20 protein-coding genes are annotated in these 24,975 nt (G+C 70.6%); 14 read left to right on the plus strand and 6 right to left on the minus strand.

Translation table 11 applies throughout. From position 1 onward, the window contains the following. Window positions 1-20 precede the first annotated feature (20 nt). Complete coding sequence (locus ACWFR4_RS22455; RefSeq protein ID WP_453654157.1) at window positions 21-3,041, minus strand: BTAD domain-containing putative transcriptional regulator; 3,021 nt, start codon at window positions 3,039-3,041, stop codon at window positions 21-23. Window positions 3,042-3,219: 178 nt separating this feature from the next. Continuing rightward, window positions 3,220-3,405, minus strand: a complete 186-nt coding sequence (gene rpmB, locus ACWFR4_RS22460) for a 50S ribosomal protein L28 (RefSeq protein ID WP_073793294.1) — start codon at window positions 3,403-3,405, stop codon at window positions 3,220-3,222. 247 nt (window positions 3,406-3,652) lie between these two features. On the opposite strand from rpmB, the gene ACWFR4_RS22465 reads away from it, so the two are divergent. From ACWFR4_RS22465 to mutM, 9 genes are all read left to right on the plus strand, one after another. Then, entirely contained in the window at window positions 3,653-5,323 is a 1,671-nt protein-coding gene (locus tag ACWFR4_RS22465; protein ID WP_453462883.1) for a DAK2 domain-containing protein, read from the plus strand. 38 nt (window positions 5,324-5,361) lie between these two features. After that, the gene (recG, locus tag ACWFR4_RS22470) at window positions 5,362-7,587 is read left to right on the plus strand and encodes an ATP-dependent DNA helicase RecG (RefSeq protein WP_453462885.1); all 2,226 of its coding nucleotides are present in this window, start codon (window positions 5,362-5,364) and stop codon (window positions 7,585-7,587) included. A 52-nt stretch (window positions 7,588-7,639) separates the two neighbouring features. Beyond that, the gene (gene rsmD / locus ACWFR4_RS22475) at window positions 7,640-8,242 is read left to right on the plus strand and encodes a 16S rRNA (guanine(966)-N(2))-methyltransferase RsmD (RefSeq protein ID WP_116509421.1); all 603 of its coding nucleotides are present in this window, start codon (window positions 7,640-7,642) and stop codon (window positions 8,240-8,242) included. 26 nt (window positions 8,243-8,268) lie between these two features. Further along, window positions 8,269-8,748: a pantetheine-phosphate adenylyltransferase gene (gene coaD, locus ACWFR4_RS22480; RefSeq protein WP_199841845.1), complete on the plus strand. Its 480-nt coding sequence runs from the start codon at window positions 8,269-8,271 to the stop codon at window positions 8,746-8,748. 73 nt (window positions 8,749-8,821) lie between these two features. Further along, on the plus strand, window positions 8,822-9,883 hold the full coding sequence (locus ACWFR4_RS22485) for an ATP synthase F0 subunit B (RefSeq protein WP_453654159.1): 1,062 nt from the start codon (window positions 8,822-8,824) through the stop codon (window positions 9,881-9,883). A 152-nt stretch (window positions 9,884-10,035) separates the two neighbouring features. Next, the gene (locus ACWFR4_RS22490) at window positions 10,036-10,671 is read left to right on the plus strand and encodes a YceD family protein (protein ID WP_453462908.1); all 636 of its coding nucleotides are present in this window, start codon (window positions 10,036-10,038) and stop codon (window positions 10,669-10,671) included. Window positions 10,672-10,673: 2 nt separating this feature from the next. Next, window positions 10,674-10,847 carry a 50S ribosomal protein L32 gene (rpmF, locus tag ACWFR4_RS22495; protein ID WP_006139588.1) on the plus strand — a complete coding sequence of 58 codons (174 nt, stop codon included), beginning with the start codon at window positions 10,674-10,676 and terminating at the stop codon, window positions 10,845-10,847. Between the two features lie 19 nt (window positions 10,848-10,866). Beyond that, window positions 10,867-11,667, plus strand: coding sequence for a ribonuclease III (gene rnc, locus ACWFR4_RS22500; RefSeq protein WP_453462890.1), 801 nt, complete (start codon window positions 10,867-10,869; stop codon window positions 11,665-11,667). Between the two features lie 97 nt (window positions 11,668-11,764). Continuing rightward, window positions 11,765-12,631, plus strand: a complete 867-nt coding sequence (mutM, locus tag ACWFR4_RS22505; protein ID WP_453654161.1) for a bifunctional DNA-formamidopyrimidine glycosylase/DNA-(apurinic or apyrimidinic site) lyase — start codon at window positions 11,765-11,767, stop codon at window positions 12,629-12,631. On the opposite strand, the gene ACWFR4_RS22510 is transcribed toward mutM, so the two are convergent. Then, complete coding sequence (locus ACWFR4_RS22510) at window positions 12,598-12,990, minus strand: winged helix-turn-helix transcriptional regulator (protein ID WP_453462893.1); 393 nt, start codon at window positions 12,988-12,990, stop codon at window positions 12,598-12,600. The genes mutM and ACWFR4_RS22510 overlap by 34 nt on opposite strands. Before the next feature lie 65 nt (window positions 12,991-13,055). Then, entirely contained in the window at window positions 13,056-14,180 is a 1,125-nt protein-coding gene (locus ACWFR4_RS22515) for a CAP domain-containing protein (RefSeq protein ID WP_453654206.1), read from the minus strand. Between the two features lie 134 nt (window positions 14,181-14,314). On the opposite strand from ACWFR4_RS22515, the gene ACWFR4_RS22520 reads away from it, so the two are divergent. From ACWFR4_RS22520 to ACWFR4_RS22535, 4 genes are all read left to right on the plus strand, one after another. After that, complete coding sequence (locus tag ACWFR4_RS22520; RefSeq protein WP_266559605.1) at window positions 14,315-14,596, plus strand: acylphosphatase; 282 nt, start codon at window positions 14,315-14,317, stop codon at window positions 14,594-14,596. A 381-nt stretch (window positions 14,597-14,977) separates the two neighbouring features. Continuing rightward, entirely contained in the window at window positions 14,978-15,181 is a 204-nt protein-coding gene (locus ACWFR4_RS22525; protein ID WP_116509408.1) for a hypothetical protein, read from the plus strand. Between the two features lie 267 nt (window positions 15,182-15,448). Beyond that, window positions 15,449-19,162 carry an AAA family ATPase gene (locus tag ACWFR4_RS22530; protein ID WP_453462896.1) on the plus strand — a complete coding sequence of 1,238 codons (3,714 nt, stop codon included), beginning with the start codon at window positions 15,449-15,451 and terminating at the stop codon, window positions 19,160-19,162. A 312-nt stretch (window positions 19,163-19,474) separates the two neighbouring features. Then, window positions 19,475-20,899, plus strand: a complete 1,425-nt coding sequence (locus ACWFR4_RS22535; RefSeq protein WP_453462899.1) for a sugar porter family MFS transporter — start codon at window positions 19,475-19,477, stop codon at window positions 20,897-20,899. 40 nt (window positions 20,900-20,939) lie between these two features. Here ACWFR4_RS22535 and ACWFR4_RS22540 read toward each other — a convergent pair whose 3' ends face one another. Both ACWFR4_RS22540 and ACWFR4_RS22545 read right to left on the minus strand, forming a co-directional pair. Beyond that, window positions 20,940-21,920, minus strand: a complete 981-nt coding sequence (locus tag ACWFR4_RS22540) for an LLM class flavin-dependent oxidoreductase (protein WP_453462901.1) — start codon at window positions 21,918-21,920, stop codon at window positions 20,940-20,942. 65 nt (window positions 21,921-21,985) lie between these two features. Then, window positions 21,986-23,434: a cytosine permease gene (locus tag ACWFR4_RS22545; protein WP_453654163.1), complete on the minus strand. Its 1,449-nt coding sequence runs from the start codon at window positions 23,432-23,434 to the stop codon at window positions 21,986-21,988. 212 nt (window positions 23,435-23,646) lie between these two features. Here ACWFR4_RS22545 and ftsY point away from each other — a divergent pair, with 212 nt between their 5' ends. Continuing rightward, window positions 23,647-24,861, plus strand: a complete 1,215-nt coding sequence (gene ftsY / locus ACWFR4_RS22550) for a signal recognition particle-docking protein FtsY (protein WP_453654165.1) — start codon at window positions 23,647-23,649, stop codon at window positions 24,859-24,861. Window positions 24,862-24,975: the final 114 nt, after the last annotated feature.

Raw genomic sequence — 24,975 nt, forward strand, 5'->3', positions numbered from 1 at the left:
GGGCGCCCCTGACCACCCGCTTACCGTCGGCTGACCGCCGCTGACCGCATTGCCCGGCCCTCCTCGAACGCCTTCTCGTACGTCTCCGGAGTGAGCGTCGCACGGACCCGCGCCTCTACGGGGGCGACGTCCGGGTCCCCGGCGAGCGCGAGGCCGCGCAGGCCCGCACCGGCCCCGAGCAGCACCGCGGCCTCGCGCGGATCCTGCGCCACGGAGGCCAACGCCTCGGCCGCATCGGCGAGTTCGAGGGCGCGCGTGGGCCCGTCGCAGAGCGCGATGCCCTGCTCGAACCAGTCGCGCGCCTCGTCCGGCCGTGACGCGGCGAGGGCGACGCGGCCCAGAGCGATGAGGGTCCGCACGGTCTCGCCGACGCTGAACCAGTTTGCGGCGCACAGTTCCAGAGCCGCCTCGTAGTGCACGCGCGCGTGCTCCGTGTCCCCGCCGATACGGGCCACATCGCCGAGCCCGCGCCGCGCGCTCGCCACCTTGTCGGGGACAGCCGCAGTGCGGGCCATCGCGGCCGACCGTGTGAAGTGATCGGCGGCGTCCCGGAGTTGGCCTTGGTGAAGCAGGACGTACGCCCGCCGGTGCAGCAGATCGGCGGTCTCCTCCGGGGCCTCGAGCGCGGCCACGTGCGCGAGGCCCTCGTCAAGCAGCGTCAGGGCCCGCTCCCGATCACCGCGCCAGTCCGCGAACATGCCCAGCGGATCAAGGCAGTTGGCCATGCCCCACCGGTCCCCGGTCGCCCGGAAGCCGGCGAGCGCCCGCTCGAAATGCTCCTCCGACGTGACGGGGCGCCCCGCGAACCACTCCTGGAAGCCCAGGCCGACATCGAGCAGCGCGAGCCCCCAAGGCGCTTCGCCGACCTGCCGGCGCACCCGCTCCTTCACGGCGTACTGCGGCCCGTACGCCACCGACCACAGGACCACCACGAACGGCCGCCGCAGCGCGTGGTCCCGGGATGCGAGCACGGCCTCCGCGTGGGCCAGGCGCTCCGGTTCGCGCGGGTCGTTCCCGTCGCCCGCGACCGTGTTGATCACACACAGGACGTACTCCTCGGCAAGGTCCTCCGGCGGCTCGTCCCCGAGCGCCGCGAGCAGCTCGCGGGCCAGCGGCACATGCGCGCCGTGCAGCCCGCGCAGCCGCCAGAACCAGGACAGGTCCGCCATCAGCCGCAGCGCCGCGCGCGGGTCCGCGCGCACGAGATGACGCAGGGCCGCCGACAGGTTGTCCCGCTCGGCCCCGAGCGCGGCCAGCCGCGGCAGCTGTCCGCCGCCGCGCAGATACGGCTCCGCCTGCGCCGCCAGTCCCCGGAAGTACGCGGCGTGCGCGTCCCGCAGCCGCGACACCTCGCCCTCGTCGGCCAGGTGATCCGCGCAGAACGCGCGGATCGTCTGAAGCATCCGGTAGCGCCCATCGGCCGCCTCCAGGAAGGACTTCTCCGTGAGAGAGGCCAGCAGGTCCTCCGGATACGGCACCCCGCACACGGCCTCGACCGCGGCGAGCGTCGCGCCCCCGGACGACCCTCCGGCGAACACGGCCATCCGCCGCGCGAGATCCCGCTCCTCCTCGTCGAGCAGCTCCCAGCTCCACTCGACGACCGCGCGCAGCGTGCGGTGCCGGGGCGCCTTGGTGCGGTCGCCGCGGGACAGCAGCCGGAAGCGGTCGCCGAGGCGGTCGGCGAGCTCGTCGACGGTGAGCGTGCGCAGCCTGGCCGCGGCGAGTTCGATCGCCAGCGGCAGCCCGTCGAGGGCCTCGCAGATCTCGTGAACGGCCTCCACGCGCGCGTGCAGATCGGCATCGGGCCGTACGGCGGCCGCCCGGTCCATGAACAGACGCGCGGCGGGACCGGCCGCGAGCGGGGGCACCGGGCACAGCACCTCACCGGTGATGCCGAGCGCCTCCCGGCTCGTGGCGAGGATCCGCAGCCCGGGACACGCGCCGAGCAGCGCGCCCGCGGTGCGGGCCGCGTCGTCGACGAGATGCTCGCAGTTGTCGAGCACGAGCAGCACCTCGCGCCCCTCCAGCGCGTCGATCAGCCGCTCGACCGGATCCCCCTGGGGCCCCCGGAACCCCTCACGCACCCCGAGCGCCGCGAGCAGCGCGTACGGCACCTGCTCCCCGGTGAGGAGAGGTGCCAGCTCGGTCCAGCACACGTCGGCCCTGCCCCGTGCGGCCTCGGCCGCGAGCCGGGTCTTGCCCGCCCCGCCCGGACCCGTCAGCGTCACGAGCCGATCCCCGGCGAGCAAGGCGTCGATCCGCGAGAGCTCGTCGGTCCGCCCGACGAACCGGGTCAGCTGCGCGGGAACGCCGCTCCCGCGCGCGGGTTCCCGCCCCCGCAGGAGTTCCAGGTGCAGCGCCGAGAGCTCCGCCGAAGGATCGGCCCCCAGCTCGTCGGCGAGGACGCGCCGCACCTCCTCGTACACGGCGAGCGCCTCGGCGGGCCGCCCGTCCGCGTGGAGGGCGCGCATCAGCTGACCGTAGAGGCGTTCGCTCAAGGGATGGGCGGCGATCAGCTCCCGCAGCTCGGGGACGAGACCGCCACCCGAGCCGAGTGCGAGTTCCGCCTCGATACGGGTCTGGGCGGCAGTGAGCCTGATCTCGTCGAGACGGCTGCCGAAGGCGGCGGGCAGGTCGGCGAGCGCGGGACCGCGCCAGAGCCCGAGCGCCTCCCCGAGGAGTGCGGATGCCTGGGAAGGGTCCCCGGCCGTGAGTGCACGCTCGCCCTCGCCTGCCAGCCGTTCGAAACGGTGCACGTCCACGTCGTCCGGGTCGACGGCCAGCCGATAGCCCGCCGGGGTGGCCTCGATGTCGAGGGAGAGCCGCTTGCGCAGCCGTGAGACCTGCGACTGGAGCGCGTTCGCGGCGCCGGCCGGCGGCTCGTTCCCGTACAGGCCGTCGATCAGGCGCTCCGCCGGGACGGTCCGGCCCGCCTCCAGGAGCAGCAGTGTCAGCAACGCCCGCGGACGCGGACCGCCGGGGTCCAGCGGGGTGCCGTCGGGGGCGCGTACGTCGAGGTGGCCGAGGATGCCGAAGCGCATTGGTCAGATTGTGGCAGGGGTTGGGGGGAGCGCCCCGGGTCCGTGCCCTCGCGACTTGTCCCGCATGAAAGCGGAATGAAACGGCACAAAAACTGATGGAAACGGCATAAAAAAGGACCGGCCCCCGAGGGGACCGGTCCTTCAAGCAACCAGCTAGGTGGCCGCGCTACACGTTACGTCAGCGCGAGACCTTGCCGGCCTTGATGCACGAGGTGCAGACATTGAGCCGCTTCGGCGTCCGCCCGACCACTGCACGCACACGCTGGATGTTCGGGTTCCAGCGACGGGACGTACGGCGGTGCGAGTGCGAAATGCTGTTGCCGAAGCTCGGCCCCTTGCCGCAGACGTCGCAGTTGGCAGCCACGGGTCACTCCAAGACTTCAGATGCACTTACGGTTGATCCCGGCATGCCGGGATCGGATCGGAGGATCTGAGTGGCGGTGCCAGGGGAAGGCCCGATGGATATCGGGCAACCGGAGCAGCATACAACGGCTGCTTCGGTAGAACGAAACTACCATGGTTGCCCCGGTCGCCGTCCCGGGCCCTCTTCCGGAGGGACCCCCTCCGGGGTCTACGCTGCGATGCCAGTTCGGCTGCTCTAGGAGGCGCAGGTGCCGCAGGTGCTCGACGTCCACGCGGTGCGCGCCTGGTGCGCACTGGCCCTGGAGGCGCTCGGGCGGGACCGCGAGGAGATCGACGCGATCAACGTCTTCCCCGTCGCGGACGGGGACACAGGCACCAATCTGTACCTGACCGTCGAGTCCGCGGTACAAGCTGTGGAAGCGGTCTTCACGGGCCTCGAACCCGCACCGCCCGCGCTGCCCGACGTCGTCCACGCGATGGCTCACGGAGCCCTGATAGGGGCCCGCGGAAACTCCGGAACGATCCTCGCGCAGCTCCTTCGCGGCATGGCTCAGGTCCTCGCGGGCGACGTCGGCGGTGAGGCGGATCACAGCGAAGATGCCGGCGGGGACAGCCTGCGGCGCGCACTGCGCCGGGCCGCCGAGTCCGCCCGGGAGGCGGTCGCGCACCCTGTGGAGGGCACGGTTCTGACGGTGGCGACTGCCGCTGCGGACGCCGCGGACATCTCCGGCGGGCCGGGCGGCGACTGCGTGGACGTGGCCCGCGCCGCGTACGACGGTGCCCGTGCCGCACTCGACGCGACGCCGGGACAGCTCGCGGTCCTGGGACGCGCGGGCGTCGTGGACGCGGGCGGGCGCGGGCTCGTGGCCGTACTCGGTGCGCTGACCGAGGCGCTCTCGGGTGACCCGGTGGCACCTCCGGGCGGGCGGGGCGTGCCCCACGCGCGCGTTGCCGCCGACCAGCTGCTGGACTGCGCGGACGGCGAAGGGCCGGCCTTCGAGGTGATCTACCTCCTGGAGGCCGACGACCAGGCCGTGGCGCGGCTGCGCACCCGGCTCGACGGCCTCGGCGACTCCCTCGTGGTCGTCGGCGGCGACGGACTGTGGAACGTCCATGTGCACGTCGACGACGCGGGCGCCGCCGTCGAGGCGGGCGTCGAGGCCGGCCGGCCGTACCGCATCCGCATCACGCACTTCGCCGCCGGCGACGCCCATATGACGCACCCCACGTCCGGCTCCGCGCCGACCGGGGAACGCGCCCAGCGCGCGATCGTCGCCGTGGTCCCCGGGGAAGGGCTCGCCGGTCTGTACAGAGAGGCGGGAGCCACCGTCGTACCCGAGCGGCCCGGCGAGGTGCCCGGCAGCGGGGAACTGGTCGAGGCGATCCGGCGGGCGCACGCGCGCGAAGTGGTGCTCCTGCCGAACGACGCCGAGCTGCGCCACACCGCCGCAGCAGCGGCCGAACAGGCCCGCACCGAAGGCGTGCGGGTAGCCCTCATCCCCACCCGGTCCGCGATCCAGGGCATCGCCGCGCTCGCCGTCCACGAGAAGGAGCGGCGCTTCGACGAGGACGTCGTCGCGATGACGTCGGCGGCCGGCGCGACCCGCTACGCCGAACTGGCCGTCGCCGAGCGGCAGTCGTGGACGATGGCCGGCATCTGCCAGGCCGGGGACTTCCTCGGCCTCATCGACGGGGACGTCGCCGTGATCGGCGAAGAGGTGACGCGGACGGCCCGTACGACCCTCGACAGGATGCTGGCCGCGGGCGGCGAGATGGTCACCCTCGTCCTCGGCGACGAGGTGCCCGACGAGGTCGCCGACCGGCTCGAACGGCACGTACGCGAGACGTACCTGGCCGTCGACACCGTGGTCTACCGGGGCGGACGGAACTCCGCGCTCATGCTCATCGGTGTCGAGTAGCCCCCGGTGGGCCCCCTTTGTCAGTGGCGTGGTGTGCAATGGATCTCGTGCCCGCGCTCGAAGAACCGCTGAAGAAAGCGCTCGGTCCCGCCACCGCGAAGGTGATGGCCGAGCACCTAGGCCTGCACACGGTCGGTGACCTGCTCCACCACTATCCGCGCAGATACGCGGAGCGCGGAGAGCTCACCCGCCTCGCCGACCTGCCCCTCGACGAGCACGTCACCGTGGTCGCCCAGGTCGCGAGCGCCCGCATCCTGAAGTTCAACGGCGGCGCCGGCCAGCGCCTCGAAGTGACCATCACGGACGGCAGCGGCCAGCTCCAGCTGGTCTTCTTCGGCCGTGGCATCCACAAGCCGCACAAGGACCTCCTGCCCGGCACGCGCGCGATGTTCGCGGGCAAGGCCTCTGTCTTCAACCGCAAGATGCAGCTCGCGCACCCGGCGTACGAACTGCTGCGGGCCGACGCCCTGGACGCCGGCGAGGCCGACGAGGCGATCGGCTCCTGGGCCGGCGCCCTCATCCCGATCTACCCGGCCACCGCCAAGCTGGAGTCCTGGAAGATCGCCAAGGCCGTCGACATGGTGCTGCCCAGCGCCCAGGAGGCCCTCGACCCCCTGCCGGACTCGCTGCGTGAGGGCCGCGGCCTCGTCCCGCTGCCCGAAGCACTCCTGAAGGTCCACCGGCCCCACACGAAGGCGGACATCGCCGACGCCCGAGCCCGCCTCAAGTGGGACGAGGCGTTCGTCCTCCAAGTCGCCCTCGCCAGGCGGAGGTTCGCCGACGCGCAGCTGCCCGCCGTGGCCCGCGTCCCCCGCCCCGAGGGCCTGCTCACGGCGTTCGACGCGAAGCTCCCCTTCACCCTCACCGACGGCCAGCAGAAGGTCTCCAAGGAAATCTTCGACGGCCTCGCCACCGAACACCCGATGCACCGCCTGCTCCAGGGAGAGGTCGGGTCCGGGAAGACGATGGTCGCCCTGCGCGCCATGCTCGCCGTTGTCGACGCGGGCGGGCAGGCCGCGATGCTCGCGCCGACCGAGGTCCTCGCCCAGCAGCACCACCGCTCCATCACCGAGATGATGGGCGAGCTCGCCGAGGGCGGGATGCTCGGGGGCGCCGAGCACTCCACCAAGGTCGTTCTGCTCACCGGCTCCATGGGCGTCGCGGCCCGCCGCCACGCCCTTCTCGACCTTGTCACGGGCGACGCGGGCATCGTCATCGGGACGCACGCCCTGATCGAGGACAAGGTCCAGTTCCACGACCTGGGGCTGGTCGTCGTCGACGAGCAGCACCGCTTCGGCGTCGAGCAGCGCGACGCCCTGCGCGGCAAGGGCAAGCAGCCCCCGCACCTGCTGGTCATGACGGCCACCCCCATTCCCCGTACGGTCGCGATGACGGTCTTCGGTGACCTGGAGACCTCCGTCCTCGACCAGCTGCCCGCCGGGCGCTCGCCCATCGCCACCCATGTCGTGCCCGCCGCCGACAAGCCGCACTTCCTCGCGCGCGCCTGGGAGCGCGTACGCGAGGAGGTGGAGAACGGGCATCAGGCGTACGTCGTCTGCCCCCGCATCGGCGACGAGGAGGAGCAGGGCAATAAGGGCAAGGGCGGCAAGGGGGCCAAGAAGGAGTCCGCCGAGGACGCGGCCGAGAAGCGACCTCCGCTCGCCGTCCTGGACGTCGCCGAGGAGCTGGCCCACGGCGCCCTGCGCGGGCTGAAGGTGGAGGTTCTGCACGGCAGGATGCAGCCCGACGACAAGGACGCCGTGATGCGCCGCTTCGCCGCAGGCGAGACGGACGTCCTGGTCGCGACCACGGTCATCGAGGTCGGGGTGAACGTGCCGAACGCCACAGCCATGGTGATCATGGACGCCGACCGCTTCGGCGTCTCCCAGCTCCATCAGCTGCGCGGCCGCGTCGGCCGTGGCTCGGCGGCGGGCCTGTGTCTCCTGGTCAGCGAGATGCCGGAGGCCAGCCCGGCCCGCGCCCGTCTCGGCGCCGTCGCCGCCACGCTCGACGGGTTCGAGCTCTCCCGTATCGACCTGGAGCAGCGCCGCGAGGGCGACGTCCTCGGCCAGGCCCAGTCCGGAGTGCGCTCGTCCCTGCGCATGCTCGCCGTCATCGAGGACGAGGAGATCATCGCCGAGGCCCGCCAGGAGGCGACGGGCGTCGTCGCCGCCGACCCGGACCTGGAGCACCTGCCGGGCCTGCGCACGGCCCTGGACGCGCTCCTGGACGAGGAGCGCGAGCAGTACCTCGACAAGGGCTGACAAACTGGAGGTCCCCGCACATCCCTTCAGCCCCTTCTCCACTAGGACTCAGATGACCCGCGTGATCGCCGGCCGGGCCGGCGGACGTCGCCTGTCCGTCCCGCCGGGCAACGGCACCCGCCCCACGTCCGACCGGGCGCGCGAAGCCCTCTTCTCCACCTGGCAGTCACTGCTCGGCGGTGGCCCGCTGGACGGCGAGCGCGTGCTCGACCTGTACGGCGGCTCGGGCGCCGTGGGCCTGGAGGCGCTGTCGCGCGGAGCGGGGCACGCGCTCCTGGTGGAGGCCGACGCACGCGCGGTCCGCACCATCCGCGAGAACGTGAAGTCCCTCGGCCTCCCCGGCGCCGAGGTCAGAGCGGGCAAAGCGGAACAGATCGTTCGGGGCCCGGCCCCCGCTACCCCGTACGACCTGGTCTTTCTCGACCCTCCCTATGTCGTCCCGGACGACGATCTTCGGGAGATTCTCCTCACACTCGCCTCTGGGGGCTGGCTCGCGGACGAAGCGCTCGTCACCGTGGAGCGAAGCACCAGGGGCGGTGTTTTCCCGTGGCCGGACGGATTTGAGGCACTGAGGTCCCGTCGCTACGGCGAGGGAACGTTTTGGTACGGTCGCGCCGCCCTGAAGAGCACCGTCACGTGCGAGGAAGCGCCGTGACCGGACCGGAGAGCGAGGGACTCACGTTGCGCCGCGCCGTCTGTCCGGGGTCGTTCGACCCCATCACCAATGGCCACCTCGACATCATCGGCCGAGCGTCCAAGCTGTACGACGTCGTGCACGTCGCGGTGATGATCAACCAGTCGAAGAAGGGCCTCTTCGAGATCGAGGAGCGGATCGAGCTGATCCGCGAGGTCACCGCCGAGTTCGGCAACGTCGAGGTCGAGTCGTTCCACGGACTGCTCGTCGACTTCTGCAAGCAGCGCGACATCCCGGCCATCGTGAAGGGCCTGCGCGCCGTCAGCGACTTCGACTACGAGCTGCAGATGGCCCAGATGAACAACGGCCTCACGGGCGTGGAGACTCTCTTCGTCCCCACCAACCCGACGTACAGCTTCCTCTCCTCGTCCCTGGTGAAGGAGGTCGCGGCCTGGGGCGGCGACGTCTCCCACCTGGTGCCGCCGGTGGTCTTCGAGGCGCTCACCCAGCGCCTCCCCAAGAAGTGACATCCGGGCGCCAGTTGGCCGTACAGTCGTCCCGTCCGTCTCCAACACCCCTGTAGAGAGTGGCGAGCACACGGTGGACGTGCAGAAGAAGATCGACGAGATCGTCGCCGCGGTCGGCAATGCCCGGTCCATGCCCATGTCGGCCTCGTGTGTGGTCAATCGCGCCGACCTGCTCGCGATGCTCGAAGAGGTGCGCCAGGCGCTGCCCGGCTCCCTCGCACAGGCCGAGGAGCTGATCGGCGGACGCGCGCAGATGGTCGAGCAGGCCCGCCAGGAGGCCGAGCGGATCATCGAGACGGCGCACGCCGAGCGCGGTTCGCTGATCTCCGACACCGAGGTCGCGCGCCGCTCCCAGGACGAAGGGGAACGGATCCTCGCCGAGGCCCGCAAGGAGGCCGAGGAGATCCGCGCGGAGGCCGACGACTACGTCGACTCCAAGCTCGCCAACTTCGAGGTCGTCCTCACCAAGACCCTCGGCTCCGTGGGCCGCGGCCGCGAGAAGCTCCTCGGCACCGGCCCGGGCGTCGACGACCAGGGCTACGAGGACGAGGACGCCCCTGAGCGCAGCCACGACCCCGAGACCCTCCGCCGCGACGCCGACTCGTACGTCGACGTGAAGCTCGGCGCCTTCGAGGCGGTCCTCGCCAAGACTCTGGAGGCGGTCGGCCGCGGCCGGCACACGCTCCAGGGCAGGGTCGCCAGCGACGAGCTCGGCACCCTCGACGACGGCACGGGCGCTCAGCACACCAGCGACGCCGACTACCTCGCCGGTCTCGCGGAGATCGGCAGCGTCCCCGCCGAGCCGGAGCGGGAGATCCCCCAGGCCCCGCAGATCCCGGCCCAGCAGTCGGTGTACGCCCAGCAGCAGGACCCGCAGCAGGACGTGTACGGCTACCAGCAGCAGCCCTACGGTCAGCAGGATCCGTACGCCGTGTACCAGCAGGACCCGTACGCGTACCAGCAGCAGGACCCGTACGCCTACCAGCAGCATCAGCAGCAGGGCTACGACCAGGCCCAGGCGGGCTATGCGCAGCCGCAGGTGGCGCACGAGCCGGCGGCGCTCGACGAGACCAGCCTCTTCGACACGAGCATGATCAGCACGGAGCAGCTGAGGCAGTACGAACAGGGGCGCTGACTCCGGATTGGGCCGTGAGCGAAAGGTCCAGTATCCTGGTTCTTCGGTCGCGCGTACGTCCGCGATCACAGCTGCCCGGGTTCATTCGGGACAGCGATCCCCTTGAGCAGCTTGAACAACTTGAGCATCGAAGATCGAAAGCAGGACCAGCCCTGAGTACGCACCTCGACCACCGCAACCCTCTCGTGTTCGATACGCACGAGCTGGGACGGCGTCCTGGTGCCCAGCAGCGGCTGACCCGCACGGTCGGCGCCCCCAAGGACTTCGGTATCGAAGGGGTCATCGGAGTGCCGGAAGGCGCGCCGATGGAGCTCGAGGTCCGTCTCGAGTCGGTCATGGAAGGGGTGCTTGTCACAGGCACCGCCCGTGCATCGGCTCAGGGGGAGTGCGTAAGGTGTCTGGAGCCGCTCGGCCTTGAGGTCGACGCGGACTTCCAGGAGATGTTCTCGTACCCTGACGCCGACGACCGGGGCCGCACCGCGGAACCGGCCGACGACGCCGAGGAAGACGAGGACAGGCTCTTTCTCGAGGACGGCATGTTCGACCTCGAGCCTGTGCTGCGTGATGCGGTGGTGCTTGCACTGCCGATGCAGCCGGTGTGCCAGGACGACTGCCCGGGTCTGTGCTCCCAGTGCGGAGCTCGGCTCGCGGACGATCCGGACCACCACCACGACGCCGTCGACATTCGTTGGGCGGCACTGCAGGGACTCGCCGGGACCATCCAGGACGGCGAGAAGGACGAGATGAGCGGCGCCGAAGCTGGCGTCGACGAGAAGCAGGAGAAGTAGCCGTGGCTGTTCCGAAGCGGAAGATGTCGCGCAGCAACACGCGCCACCGCCGGTCGCAGTGGAAGGCTGCGGTCCCCACCCTGGTTGCGTGCGAGCGCTGCCACGAGCCCAAGCTGCAGCACATCGCGTGCCCGGCTTGCGGCACTTACAACAAGCGCCAGGTCCTCGAGGTCTGAGCGGCTGGTGAGAGGCGCAATGTCTGAGTCGAACAAGACGGACAATGCCTCGTCCCACACGCTTCTGGAAGGGCGGCTCGGGTACAAGCTCGAGTCCGCCCTTCTGGTGCGTGCACTGACCCACCGCTCGTACGCGTACGAGAACGGCGGTCTTCCGACGAACGAACGGCTCGAGTTCCTCGGGGACTCCGTGCTCGGCCTCGTCGTCACGGACACGCTGTACACCACCCACCCCGACCTGCCCGAAGGCCAGCTGGCCAAGTTGCGGGCCGCGGTGGTCAATTCGCGTGCACTTGCGGAGGTCAGCCGTGGGCTCGACCTGGGCTCCTTCATCCGGCTCGGCCGGGGCGAAGAGGGCACGGGCGGCCGGGACAAGGCGTCCATCCTCGCCGACACGCTTGAAGCGGTGATCGGCGCCGTCTATCTCGACCAGGGTCTGGACGCGGCGGGCGAACTCGTCCACCGTCTCTTCGATCCCCTGATCGAGAAGTCCTCGAATCTGGGTGCGGGCCTGGACTGGAAGACCAGTCTCCAGGAGCTCACCGCGACCGAGGGGCTCGGCGTTCCCGAGTACCTGGTCTCGGAGACCGGCCCCGACCACGAGAAGACCTTTACTGCTGCTGCCCGCGTCGGAGGCGTCTCGTACGGCACCGGCACCGGCCGCAGCAAGAAGGAAGCGGAGCAGCAGGCCGCCGAATCGGCATGGCGCGCGATCCGCGCGGCTGCCGACGAGCGCGCCGAGGCGGCGAAGACGGCTGATGCCGTCCAGGCCACCGTGGCAGCCGAGGGGAACACCGACTCCTCCTCGGCGTCTGCCTGACGCCCGCATCCGAACTGTCCGGTGCCGACCGTCCTGAGGGGCGGTCGGCACCGTTCGTTTCGTTCCAGAGCTTCCAGAGCCCTCACAAGGAGACACCGTGCCCGAGCTGCCCGAGGTCGAGGTCGTACGGCGCGGACTCGAGCGCTGGGTCGCCCATCGCACCGTCGCCGACGTGGAGGTCCTGCACCCGCGCGCCGTGCGCCGTCACATCGGGGGCGGCGAGGACTTCGCGAACCGGCTGAAGGACCAGCGCATCGGCGTACCCGAGCGGCGCGGGAAGTATCTGTGGCTTCCGCTGGAGCCGACGGGCGGCGCGGTCCTCGCGCACCTCGGCATGAGCGGGCAGCTCCTGGTGCAGCCGGCCGAGGCGCCGGACGAGAAGCATCTGCGCATCCGCGTCCGCTTTGCCGACGAGCTGGATACGGAGCTGCGCTTCATCGACCAGCGCACCTTCGGCGGCCTCTCGCTGCACGAGACGGGCCCCGACGGGCTGCCGGACGTCATCGCGCACATCGCGCGCGACCCGCTGGACCCGAAGTTCGACGACGCGGCGTTCCACGAGGCGCTGCGCAGGCGCCGTACGACCATCAAGCGGGCCCTGCTCGACCAGTCCCTGATCAGCGGCGTCGGCAACATCTACGCGGACGAGGCGCTGTGGCGCTCGCGGCTCCACTACGAGCGGCCGACCACCGGCTTCACGCGCCCACGCACGGCCGAACTCCTCGGCCACGCACGGGACGTGATGAACGCGGCCCTCGCCGTCGGCGGCACCAGCTTCGACAGCCTCTACGTGAATGTGAACGGCGAGTCCGGCTACTTCGACCGCTCGCTCGACGCCTACGGGCGCGAGGGCGAGCCCTGCCGGCGCTGCGGCACGATCATTCGCCGACGCCCCTGGATGAACCGCTCCAGCTACTTCTGCCCGCGCTGTCAGCGCCCGCCGCGCGCCCCGTCCGCGTCGTAGCGGGAGCGCGAGGCGAGCACGTCGTCCATCCGGCCCTCGACGAACTGGATGAGGGTCAGCAGCCGTTCGGAGATCTCGCGCCCGAGCGGCGTCAGCTCGTAGTCCACGCGCGGCGGGTTGGTCGGCTGCGCCTCGCGATGCACGAGGCCGTCGCGCTCCAGCGCGTGCAGGGTCTGCGACAGCATCTTCTCGCTCACGCCGTCCACGCGGCGCCGCAGCTCGTTGAAGCGGAAGCTGCCCTCGTGCAGCGCCCCGAGCGTGAGCGCACCCCAGCGGCCCGTCACGTGCTCGAGGGTGCCGCGGGACGGACACTGCCGGGAGAACACGTCGTACGCGAGGTCGCTGCCGCTCGATTCCATGCGGCAAGCGTACTCCGGCACAGCGCGAACCTCAGGGGTGCGCTAACCACTGGTTAGTACGGGGCTCAGAAGCCGAAGTCCTGCGTCCACCACGGGCCGCCCGAACCGAAGTGCACGCCCACACCCAGCGTCTTGTAGTCGCAGTTGAGGATGTTCGCGCGGTGGCCGGGGCTGTTCATCCAGGAGTCCATGACGGACTGGGCGTTGGCCTGGCCGCGGGCTATGTTCTCGCCGCCGAGGTCCGTTATGCCGGCCTTCTTCGCGCGGTCCCAGGGTGTTGCACCATCCGGATCGGTGTGGTCGAAGAAGCCACGCGCCGCCATGTCCTCGCTGAAGTTCCCGGCGAGGGAGGCGAGGCCGCTGTCCGCGGTCACCGGGCTGCAGCCGACCTTGGCCCGCTCCGTGTTGACCAGCGCGAGCACCTGGGCCTCGGCCGACGCCTCGCCGGACGGGGCCTTCAGGCTGGGCGCGGCCACCGGGGGCTTCGGCTTCGTGGTGGCGGTCTTCGAAGGGGTCGCAGTCTTGGGCGAGGTCACCGTGCCGCCGGAACCGGAATGCGAAGCGGAACTGGAGGACTTGCTCGGTGACGCTGTCTTCGACGGGGTCGAAGACGACTTCGACGAAGATCGCGAAGGCGAGGCGGAAGGAGAGTCCGAGCGCTCCGCGCTGCGGCTCGCGGAGGAGGGGGCGCGGTCGGCGCTGCCGTCCGTCCCGCCCTGCGTCTGGAGCCCCGAGGGAGAGTCGGCGGCGCGCACCTTGTCGGCGCCGTTGCCGCCGCCCAGCGAGTAGTTGTCCATGCCGGGGATCACCCCGGAGGCCACCGCGACGGCGCCCATCGCCACGGCGGCCGAGACTCCGAGGAATCCCGTCCGCACCGGCCTGGCGACGCGCTTCCTGTGGCGGTGCGAGTGGCTGCCCGGGCTCCCGGAGGGCGCGTACGCGCTCTGGGGCTCGCCCGAGTGGGCGTTGTCGAAGGCCCACCCCAGGTCGCCGTTCGCCGTGCCGTGCGGGCTCGTGCCGTACGGGCCGGCGAATCCGCCGGCGGCGTACCTCTCCTCGTGCGCGCCGTCGTACGCGCCGGTCTGCCCGGCCCCGTACGTACCGTCGTGTCCGGCATACGAACCGGCCGTGCTGTCCGTGGCGCGACCCGTGGCGGCGCGGCCGGCGTCGGAGCGTCGGTGGCGTCCCATCTTGTGGCCTTCCTCGTCCTCGCTGTGGTCAACGTGACTCACCCGTACGAGTGAGGCTCATCGGTCCGCGACCGTACCCCAAGACGCAACGGGGCGAAGTGCTCCGAGTGCAATTGGCCGGTTAGCGTGCCCCTATGAACGAAGACGTACGCATCACCGCCTGGGTGCGCGGACGCGTCCAACGTGTGGGTTTTCGCTGGTTCACGCGGGCGAAGGCTCTCGAGATCGGCGGTCTGAGTGGCTTTGCTCTCAATTTGGACGACGGCCGGGTCCAGGTCGTCGCGGAGGGGTCACGCGAGAGTTGTCAGGGCCTTCTGGACTGGCTCCGCGACGGCGACACACCCGGGAGGGTCGACGGAGTCACGGAGATCTGGGACGCCCCGCGCGGCGGATACGCCGACTTCGCCATTCGCTGAGAAGGACGCGCAGGCCAGGAGCGTGAGAGGCGTTCATGGCATGCACCGGGCAACTGCGTGGGGCATGAATGACCTGGTGGTTGCCAATAAGAGCTTGTCGTGGCAGGCTCGCGAAGTAAGGATGATCTCGACGCCCCCAGGGGCCCGAAGTGAGGCCGCGCCGAAGTTTTCACGGTGCCGAGCCCCCGGGCTTACCCGCCAATACGGGGTGTGATCGTGTTGACCGTCAAACTTTTTGGTGAGACTCTGGAAGCCCCGCGCACCTTAGCTGTTTGGCATGTATGAACGGCAGCAAGACAACGAGTGCCAAGCACCGCGGGTGCGAATCCCTCACGACCCACACCGCTTCGGTCGGTCACTCATTGTGGAGGACCATCCATCATGGCAAAGGCGCTTCTCGGTTACGTCGGCGGTTCCGACCCGCGACTCCTCGCCGAGATGCGACGGCTCCAGCAGCGCGTCCAGGACCTCGAGTCCGAACTCGTTCGGATCCAGTCCGAGAACGACGCGCTCGCGGCTGCCGCTTCTCACGAATCGCTCCTCGAGAGCATCGACGTACCCCAGGCGGAGCCTGCGCTCACCTGACCACATCCCGCACACGACACCAGTGGTCAGGCAGCCCTTTCATCAAGCCGCTTGATCAGATTTCTCAGATCTGCAAGGGACGCTTTCGCGTCCCTTCTTTCTGACTTTCCGCTCCCCAAGCGCCGCCCCGTACTGCGCCCCCTCGAATGCCCCGTCAATGCTCCGCGCGTCGACGTCTTTCTTTAACGTCTGATGTGCCCTGCACTTTCCTGGGCGAAACCGCGGGTTCATGGAGTGAGACACACGCGGCGGGTAGAGTCCGGCGGCGTGCACCTCAAGGCCCTGACCCTGCGCGGGTTCAAATCGTTCGCCTCGGCCACCACACTGCGGTTCGAGCCGGGCATCACCTGCGTCGTCGGCCCCAATGGCTCGGGCAAGTCCAATGTCGTGGACGCCCTCAGCTGGGTCATGGGCGAGCAGGGTGCGAAGTCGCTGCGCGGCGGCAAGATGGAGGACGTCATCTTCGCCGGCACGACCGGGCGCCCGCCGCTCGGCCGCGCCGAGGTGTCGCTGACCATCGACAACTCCGACGGCGCGCTGCCCATCGAGTACGCCGAGGTCACCATCACGCGGATCATGTTCCGCAACGGCGGCAGCGAATACCAGATCAACGGCGACACATGCCGGCTGCTCGATATCCAGGAGTTGCTTTCCGACTCCGGTATCGGGCGCGAGATGCACGTCATCGTCGGCCAGGGCCAGCTCGACTCCGTGCTGCACGCCGACCCGATGGGACGCAGGGCGTTCATCGAAGAGGCCGCCGGTGTCCTCAAGCACCGCAAGCGCAAGGAGAAGGCGCTGCGGAAGCTGGACGCGATGCAGGCCAACCTCGCGCGCGTGCAGGACCTGACGGACGAGTTGCGGCGGCAGTTGAAGCCACTCGGGCGCCAGGCCGCCGTCGCGCGCCGCGCCGCCGTCATCCAGGCCGACCTCCGCGACGCGCGGCTGCGGCTCCTCGCCGACGACCTCGTAGGCATGCGGGGTGCGCTGCGCGCCGAGGTCGAGGACGAGGCGGCGCTCAAGGAACGCAAGGACGCCGCCGAGGCCGAGCTGAAGAAGGCACTCCAGCGCGAGGCGCTCCTGGAGGCCGAGGTCCGGCAGCTCACCCCTCGGCTCCAGCGCGCCCAGCAGACCTGGTACGAGCTGTCGCAGCTGGCCGAGCGGGTACGCGGCACCGTCTCGCTGGCCGACGCGCGGGTCAAGAGCGCGACGTCCGCCCCCGCGGAGGAACGGCGCGGGCGCGACCCCGAGGACATGGAGCGCGAGGCCGCCCGGATCCGCGAGCAGGAGGCCGAACTGGAGGCCGCCCTCGAAGCGGCCGAGCGCGCCCTCGACGACACGGTGGCCCACCGGGCCGACCTGGAACGGGAGTTGGCGGCCGAGGAGCGCCGGCTCAAGGACGCCGCCCGGGCCATCGCCGACCGGCGCGAGGGGCTCGCGCGGCTGAACGGGCAGGTCAACGCCGCCCGTTCGCGGGCCGCCGCGGCGCAGGCCGAGATCGACCGTCTCGCCGCCGCGCGGGACGAGGCGCGGGAGCGGGCCGTCGCGGCGCAGGAGGAGTACGAGCAGCTCAAGGCCGAGGTCGACGGGCTCGACGCCGGGGACGCGGAGCTCGGGGACCGGCACGACGCGGCCAGGGCCGCCCTGGCCGACGCGGAGTCCGCGCTGACGGTGGCCCGGGAGGCGCTGACGTCCGCGGAACGCAAGCGGGCGGCGGTTTCGGCCCGGCACGACGCCCTCGCGCTCGGGCTGCGCCGCAAGGACGGCACCGGCGCGCTGCTCGGCGCACGCGACCGCCTGACGGGAGTCCTCGGCCCCGCGGCCGAACTGCTCTCCGTCACCCCCGGCTTCGAGGTCCCGGTCGCCGCGGCGTTCGGTGCCGCGGCCGACGCCATCGCCGTTTCCACGCCCGCCTCCGCCGCGGAAGCGATCCGCCTCCTGCGCAAACAGGACGCGGGCCGCGCGGCGCTGCTGCTGGCGGGGGAGGAGGACGCGTCCGGTGCGGCCGGGGGGTCCCCTCTTGGTGGCGGGTCCGCGGGTGGTGGGCCCGGGGCTGGTGGTGACGGTGGCGTAGCCCATGCGGAGAGGGGTGCGTCGGAGGCCGGGGCGGTCGGTGGTGGTGACGGGCCCGGTGGCTTCGGGAGTGCGTACCCGGGACAGCCCGCGCGGGGCGGGGACGGGCCGCCCCGCGTGGCCGATTTCGTGCGGGGGCCCTCCGAGTTGATGCCTGCCGTGCGGCGGTTGCTGCGGGGGATCGTGGTCGTCGGGACGCTCGAGGATGCCGAGGATCTCGTCTACGCGCGGCCCGAGCTGACCGCAGTCACCGCTGAAGGGGACCTGCTCGGGGCGCACTTCGCTCAGGGCGGTTCCGCCGGGGCGCCCAGTCTTCTCGAGGTGCAGGCCTCCGTCGACGAGGCCGCGGGCGAGCTGGCCGAGCTCGGAGTGCGGTGCGAGGAGCTGGCCGAGGCGCAGCACAGCGCGGTCGCGCGGCGCGCGGAGGCCGCCGCGCTCGTGGAGGAGCTGGGGGAGCGGCGCCGGGCCGCCGACCGGGAGAAGTCGTCCGTGGCACAGCAGCTCGGCCGGCTGTCCGGACAGGCGCGGGGCGCTGCCGGGGAGGCCGAGCGCAGCGCCGCCGCGGCCGCCAAGGCGCAGGACGCGCTGGAGAAGGCCGTACAGGACGCCGAGGAGCTGGCCGAACGGCTCGCCGTCGCCGAGGAGATGCCGGCCGACGAGGAGCCGGACACCGCGGTACGCGACCGGCTCGCCGCCGACGGGGCCAATGCCCGCCAGACCGAGATGGAGGCCCGGCTCCAGGCGCGTACGCACGAGGAGCGGGTGAAGGGCCTTGCCGGACGCGCCGATTCGCTGGACCGGGCGGCCCGTGCGGAGCGCGAGGCACGCGCGCGTGCGGAGCGGCAGCGCTCTCGGCTGCGCCACGAAGCGGCCGTGGCCGAGGCAGTGGCCTCCGGCGCCCGGCAGCTCCTCGCCCACGTGGAGGTCTCGGTCGGACGGGCCGAGCAGGAGCGGGCGTCCGCCGAGAGCGCCAAGGGTGAGCGGGAGCGGGAACTCGTCGCCGAGCGGGCCCGGGGCCGTGATCTGAAAGGGGAGCTCGACAAGCTGACGGACTCGGTGCACCGGGGCGAGGTGCTCGGCGCCGAGAAGAGACTGCGGATCGAGCAGCTGGAGGCCAAGGCGCTGGAGGAACTAGGTGTCGAGCCGGCGGGACTCGTGACGGAGTACGGGCCGCAGCAGCCCGTACCACCCTCGCTCCCGGCCGAGGGCGAGGAACTGCCCGACGACCCCGAGCACCCCCGCAACCAGCCGCGGCCGTTCGTGCGAGCGGAGCAGGAGAAGCGGCTCAAGTCGGCCGAACGGGCGTACCAGCAGCTCGGAAAGGTGAATCCGCTGGCTCTTGAGGAGTTCGCCGCGCTGGAGGAGCGCCACAAGTTCCTCAGCGAGCAGCTCGAGGATCTGAAGAAGACGAGGAGCGATCTCCTTCAGGTGGTGAAGGAAGTCGACGAGCGCGTCGAGCAGGTCTTCACCGAGGCGTACCGGGACACGGCCCGGGAGTTCGAGGGTGTCTTCAGCCGGCTCTTCCCCGGCGGCGACGGACGGTTGATCCTGACCGATCCCGACAACATGCTCACCACGGGTGTCGATGTGGAGGCCCGCCCTCCGGGCAAGAAGGTCAAGCGGCTGTCGTTGCTCTCCGGCGGCGAGCGCTCCCTGACCGCGGTGGCGCTGCTCGTCTCGATCTTCAAGGCGCGGCCCAGTCCCTTCTACGTGATGGACGAGGTCGAGGCCGCACTCGACGACACCAACCTCCAGCGGCTCATCCGCATCATGCAGGAGCTCCAGGAGGCCTCCCAGCTCATCGTGATCACGCACCAGAAGCGCACGATGGAGGTCGCCGACGCGCTCTACGGAGTGTCGATGCAGGGCGATGGTGTGTCGAAGGTGATCAGCCAGCGGCTGCGCTAGCCGCACGCAGATCCGCCCGGAAATCGATCACCGTCCTGCCCGGATCCCGGTCACCGGTGCCGCATCGGCCCCAGCGTCAACCGCGGCATCAGCTCCAAGATCATTCACAGGTTGATGTTCAATACTTGAACGATGCTCGCCACCTGGGCAGCTAAAGCTCACAGTTACCCCCCTCTTGACTTCGAAACTTGAAGGCATAGTCTCTGCAACGTTGCTTTTACCTTCAGGTGGTGGGCGGCGTGAAGTTGTGCGCCACTGGAAGGGCTCTCACCCCCACCCCCGGCACCGTTGCCGGTGGCCCGAGGAGTACACGTGACCAGCACAGCGAAGCCGCCAAGCGCCCGAGAAGCTCACCCCGACCATCTCGGCCACGTCATCTTCATCACGGCGGCGGCCGCGATGGGCGGTTTTCTCTTCGGCTACGACAGTTCCGTGATCAACGGAGCCGTCGAGGCCATCCGTGACCGGTACGGCATCGGCTCCGGAACGCTCGCCCAGGTCATCGCCATCGCCCTGATCGGCTGTGCGATCGGCGCGGCCACCGCCGGCCGGATCGCGGACCGCATCGGCCGTATCCGCTGCATGCAGATCGCGGCCGTGCTCTTCACGATCAGCGCTGTGGGCTCCGCACTGCCCTTCGCCCTCTGGGACCTGGCCTTCTGGCGGATCGTCGGCGGCTTCGGCATCGGCATGGCCTCGGTCATCGGCCCGGCCTACATCGCCGAGGTCTCGCCGCCCGCGTACCGCGGCCGCCTGGGCTCCTTCCAGCAGGCCGCGATCGTCGTCGGCATCGCCATCTCGCAGCTCGTCAACTACGGCATCCTGCAGGCCGCCGGCGGCGACCAGCGCGGTCAGGTCCTGGGCCTCGAGGCCTGGCAGGTCATGCTCGGCGTGATGGTCATCCCGGCCGTTCTCTACGGCATGCTGTCCTTCGCGATCCCCGAGTCGCCGCGCTTCCTCATCTCGGTCGGCCGCGAGGCCAAGGCCAAGGAGATCCTCGCCGAGGTCGAGGGCACGAAGATCGACCTGGACGCCCGCGTCGCCGAGATCGAGCACGCGATGAAGAGCGAGCACAAGTCCACGTTCAAGGACCTGCTCTCCGGCAAGGGCAACGGCGGTCTCTACTTCAAGCCGATCGTCTGGATCGGTATCGGCCTCTCGGTCTTCCAGCAGTTCGTCGGCATCAACGTCGCGTTCTACTACTCCTCGACGCTGTGGCAGTCGGTCGGCGTGAACCCGACGGACTCGTTCTTCTACTCGTTCACCACGTCGATCATCAACATCATCGGCACCGTGATCGCGATGCTCCTGGTGGACCGCGTCGGCCGTAAGCCGCTGGCCCTGGTCGGTTCCGCCGGCATGGTCATCGGTCTCGCGCTGGAGGCATGGGCGTTCTCGTACGACCTGGTGGACGGCAAGCTCCCGGCCACGCAGGGCTGGGTCGCCCTGATCGCGGCCCACTTCTTCGTCCTGTTCTTCGCCCTGTCGTGGGGTGTCATCGTCTGGGTCTTCCTCGGCGAGATGTTCCCGAACAAGATCCGTGCCGCGGCACTCGGCGTGGCCGCGTCCGCGCAGTGGATCGCCAACTGGGCCATCACCGCGAGCTTCCCGTCGCTGGCCGACTGGAACCTCTCCGGGACGTACATCATTTACACATTCTTCGCCGCGCTCTCGATCCCCTTCGTACTCAAGTTCGTGAAGGAGACCAAGGGCAAGGCGTTGGAGGAGATGGGTTAAGTCCCCGCTGCCATCTCCTCACCCTCGTCACTGCCCCGGCTCAGACCGCTAGGTCTTCGAGCCGGGGCAGTACGTTTTCGCAGAACAGATGCAGGCTGCGCCAGCCCTCGTCGATGGGCATACCGCCCGAGAGCGGGTGCAGCACATAGCTGTCGAGGGCCTGTTCCACGCACTCGTCGGGCGTGAGGATCCGGTAGACCCCCTCGGCGCGCAGCTCGTCGACCGTCGTTGCCCCCGACTTCACCGCCGACTTGATGTCGCCGGACTGCCAGGACGCGTACGTCCGCGCCTCGTGCAGGAAGTGCTCTCCGTGCTCGGCCCACACACGGTCGGGGTCCTCGGCGACGTGCAGCAGCGGGGTGACCGCCGCGGGCATCATGGTCCACCCCTCGGTGCCGTGCTCGACGAGCTGCTCCTTGTAGTACGCCTCGAGTTCGGGCAGATGCGCGCTCGGGAAGAACGGCAGGCCGAGGCGGGCCGCGCGCCGCGCCGCCGCCCGCGAGGAGCCGCCGACCAGGAGCAGCGGGTGGGGCTGGGTGAACGGGCGCGGCGTGACGCGGACCGTGCGGCCGCGGAAGCTGAACTCCTCGCCCGTCCACGCCTTGAGTAGGGTGTCGAGGAGTTCGTCCTGGAGCTTGCCCCGCTGCTTCCACTCGACGTCGAACTGGCCGTACTCCTCGGGCCGGTAGCCGATTCCGGCCACGGTGACGAGCCGGCCGCCGCTGAGCAGATCGAGTACGGCGATGTCCTCCGCGAGGCGCAGCGGATCGTGCAGCGGGCCGATGATCGCGGAGACCGTGACGGCGATGCGCCGGGTCGCGCCGAAGACGGCGCCCGCGAAGGTGAAGGGTGACGGCAGCCAGTTGTTGGCGACGCCGTGGTGTTCCTCGGTCTGGACGGTGGAGATGCCGCGGTCGTCGGCGTACGCCGCCATCTCGACGGCCGCCCTGTAGCGGGCGCTCAGCGATTCGGGCGTCGCCGCGGGGTCCACGAGGTTGAAGCGCACGACCGTGACGGGCATGAGAAGTCCCCCTTCACAGGGCGGAGTTGGGCCTCTGATGAAGGGGGACGGTAGCTGACGGAGCGTCAGACGGCCAGGGTCTCGCGCTCCTCTTCGGTGGAGACCTCGGGCGCGGTGGCGACGGCGGGCTTCGGCAGGACCACGTACAGCAGGCCGGAGATCACGATCGTGGCGACCCAGCCGAGGCCGTACTCGCCGATCGGGTTGTTCGCGGCGAGGGGGCCGGTGAACCAGTCGGACGTGGTGAACATCAGGCCGCCGATCAGGCCGATGGCCCAGGCGGCGACGGCCGCCGGGCTGAAGCCGCCCTTGTACCAGTAGGCGCTGGTGCGCGTCGTGTCGACGAGGGCCTCGGCGTCGTACTCCTTGCGCCGCAGCATGTCGGCGCCGAAGACGCCGACCCAGGCCGAGAAGGCCACCGCGAGCAGCGACAGGAAGGCGATGAACGAGCCCATGAAGTTGGTCGCGACGAGCATCAGGATGCCGCCGAAGATCAGCGAGATCAGCGCATTGATCGAGACGGCCCAGTGGCGCGGGACCTTGAAGCCGAGGGTCTGGGCGGTGAAGCCCGCCGAGTACATCGACATCGAGTTGATCAGCAGCATGCCGACCAGGGCGATCAGGAGGTAGGGGACCGCGATCCACAGCGGCAGGATCTCGCCGAGGAAGGAGACCGGGTCGGCGGCCGAGGCGAGGTCGGGCGTGGAGACCGCCATGACGGCGCCCATCAGGACCATCGGCAGGACGACGATGCCGGCGCCGCCGACGGAGTTGCGCACGATCGCGACCGACGAGGCCGTGCGCGGCAGGTAGCGCGTGAAGTCCGGCGACGAGGGGATCCAGCTGACGCCGCCCGCGGCGATCAGGCCGATGCCGGCGACCATCAGCGACATCTTGCCCGCGGGCTGGTCGAAGACGCGGGTCCAGTCGGTGTTGGCGATCAGGTAGGCCAGCACGAGGACCGAGAAGAGGCCGAAGAGGTACGTCGCGTACTTGTTGCACTTCTGTACGGCGTTGATCCCGAGGCCGGAGATCACGAACGTCGTGACGACGAAGAGCAGCAGCGTGACGATCACCAGGACGTTGTTGCTCTTCACGCCGAAGAGGATGTCCAGGACGGTGAGCACGGCGTAGGCGCCGGTCACCGCGTTGATCGTCTCCCAGCCCCACCGGGCGACCCAGATGAGCGAGCCGGGCAGCAGATTGCCGCGCTGGCCGAAGACCGCGCGCGACAGGGCCATGCCCGGCGCACCGCCGCGCTTGCCGGCGATACCGATCAGGCCGACGAGGCCGTACGAGACGATGGGGGCGGCGATCGCGACGACGAGCGCCTGCCAGAAGTTGAGCTTGTACGAGACGACCAGGCTCGCGCCCATCGTGAGCAGCAGCACACTGATGTTGGCGGCGACCCAGGTGGGGAACAGCTCACGGGTCCTGGCGGTGCGCTCGGACTCGGGGACGGGCTCGATGCCGCGGGTCTCGAGTGCGCCTTCGGATTCGGCGGTCTTGCTCATGCGGTGGGGTTCCGTGCCTCTCGCTCGGCTCGGTGGGTGGTGGTGGGAGAGCCGGTGGGGGTGTGGGGAGGGGACGCGTTGGACTCTACGCGCGTTGACGCAGCCTCTTCCATCGTACTTTAGTCCGAGTAATGCACTCAAGTGGCTTATGTTCTTTGGAGGAAGTCACAAGCGGGGTGTCCCGGGGGTCCATGACTGATACTGGACCCGTTATGGAAATCGTCATCCTTGCTGTAGTCATCGCCGTGGTCGTGATCGGCGCACTCGGCGGGCTCGTGGTCGGCAGCCGCAGAAAGAAGCAGCTGCCCCCGCCGCCCCCCTCCGCGCCCGACATCACCGCCCCTCCGGCCGAGCCGCACGTCGGCGAAGAGGCCGAGACGCCGCGCGACGAACCCCGCCGCACGATCGAGGAGGTCGACCTCCCGCTCGTCGAGCCGGAGCCGTCCGCGCCCATCGCGGTGGAGGAGCCCCCGGCTCCGGCCGCGCCCGAGATCGAGGTTCCGGAGCCGACCGCGGGGCGTCTCGTGCGTCTGCGCTCCCGGCTCTCCCGCTCGCAGAACGCGCTCGGCAAGGGGCTGCTCACGCTCCTCTCGCGCGAGCACCTGGACGAGGACACCTGGGAGGAGATCGAGGACACCCTGCTCACCGCCGACGTCGGCGTGCAGCCCACGCAGGAGCTCGTCGACCGGCTGCGCGAGCGCGTGAAGGTGCTGGGCACCCGCACGCCCGACGAGCTGCGCACGCTGCTGCGCGAGGAGCTGGTCCAGCTTCTCGTCCCGGAGTTCGACCGCTCGGTCAAGACCGACTCGAACCTCGACACCCCGGGCATCGTGATGGTCGTCGGGGTCAACGGCACCGGCAAGACCACCACCACCGGCAAGCTCGCCCGCGTCCTGGTGGCCGACGGCAGGAACGTGGTGCTCGGCGCCGCCGACACCTTCCGAGCCGCCGCCGCCGACCAGCTCCAGACCTGGGGCGAGCGCGTCGGTGCCCGCACCGTGCGCGGCCCCGAGGGCGGCGACCCCGCGTCCATCGCCTTCGACGCCGTCAAGGAGGGCATCGAGGAGGGCGCCGACGTCGTCCTCATCGACACCGCGGGCCGGCTGCACACCAAGACCGGCCTCATGGACGAGCTCGGCAAGGTCAAGCGCGTCGTCGAGAAGCACGCCCCGCTCGACGAGATCCTCCTCGTGCTCGACGCCACGACCGGGCAGAACGGCCTCGTCCAGGCCCGCGTCTTCGCCGAGGTCGTGGACATCACCGGCATCGTGCTCACCAAGCTGGACGGCACGGCCAAGGGCGGCATCGTCATCGCAGTGCAGCGCGAGCTGGGCGTACCGGTGAAGCTGATCGGCCTGGGCGAGGGCCCCGACGACCTGGCTCCGTTCGAGCCGGAGGCGTTCGTGGACGCGCTGATCGGCGAGTAGCCGTACGGACGTCTCTACACACAGGGAAGCGCGGGGGGGCCCGGGGGGGGGGGGCGGGGGGGGGGGGGGGGGGCCCCCCGCGCCGGCGGGGGGGGAGTAGGGGGCCGAGGGCCC

The sequence above is a fragment of the Streptomyces sp. NPDC055140 genome (assembly GCF_053607285.1).

What these genes read in the sequence shown, in the direction of transcription:
- ACWFR4_RS22520 (WP_266559605.1), top strand. Translation starts at nt 14,315, where the DNA reads ATGAACGAAGACGTACGCATCACCGCCTGGGTGCGCGGACGCGTCCAA.
- ftsY (WP_453654165.1), top strand. Translation starts at nt 23,647, where the DNA reads ATGGAAATCGTCATCCTTGCTGTAGTCATCGCCGTGGTCGTGATCGGC.
- ACWFR4_RS22540 (WP_453462901.1), bottom strand. Translation starts at nt 21,920, where the DNA reads ATGCCCGTCACGGTCGTGCGCTTCAACCTCGTGGACCCCGCGGCGACG.
- recG (WP_453462885.1), top strand. Translation starts at nt 5,362, where the DNA reads ATGGATCTCGTGCCCGCGCTCGAAGAACCGCTGAAGAAAGCGCTCGGT.
- rnc (WP_453462890.1), top strand. Translation starts at nt 10,867, where the DNA reads ATGTCTGAGTCGAACAAGACGGACAATGCCTCGTCCCACACGCTTCTG.
- ACWFR4_RS22510 (WP_453462893.1), bottom strand. Translation starts at nt 12,990, where the DNA reads ATGGAATCGAGCGGCAGCGACCTCGCGTACGACGTGTTCTCCCGGCAG.
- rsmD (WP_116509421.1), top strand. Translation starts at nt 7,640, where the DNA reads ATGACCCGCGTGATCGCCGGCCGGGCCGGCGGACGTCGCCTGTCCGTC.
- ACWFR4_RS22455 (WP_453654157.1), bottom strand. Translation starts at nt 3,041, where the DNA reads ATGCGCTTCGGCATCCTCGGCCACCTCGACGTACGCGCCCCCGACGGC.
- ACWFR4_RS22515 (WP_453654206.1), bottom strand. Translation starts at nt 14,180, where the DNA reads ATGGGACGCCACCGACGCTCCGACGCCGGCCGCGCCGCCACGGGTCGC.
- ACWFR4_RS22525 (WP_116509408.1), top strand. Translation starts at nt 14,978, where the DNA reads ATGGCAAAGGCGCTTCTCGGTTACGTCGGCGGTTCCGACCCGCGACTC.
- ACWFR4_RS22545 (WP_453654163.1), bottom strand. Translation starts at nt 23,434, where the DNA reads ATGAGCAAGACCGCCGAATCCGAAGGCGCACTCGAGACCCGCGGCATC.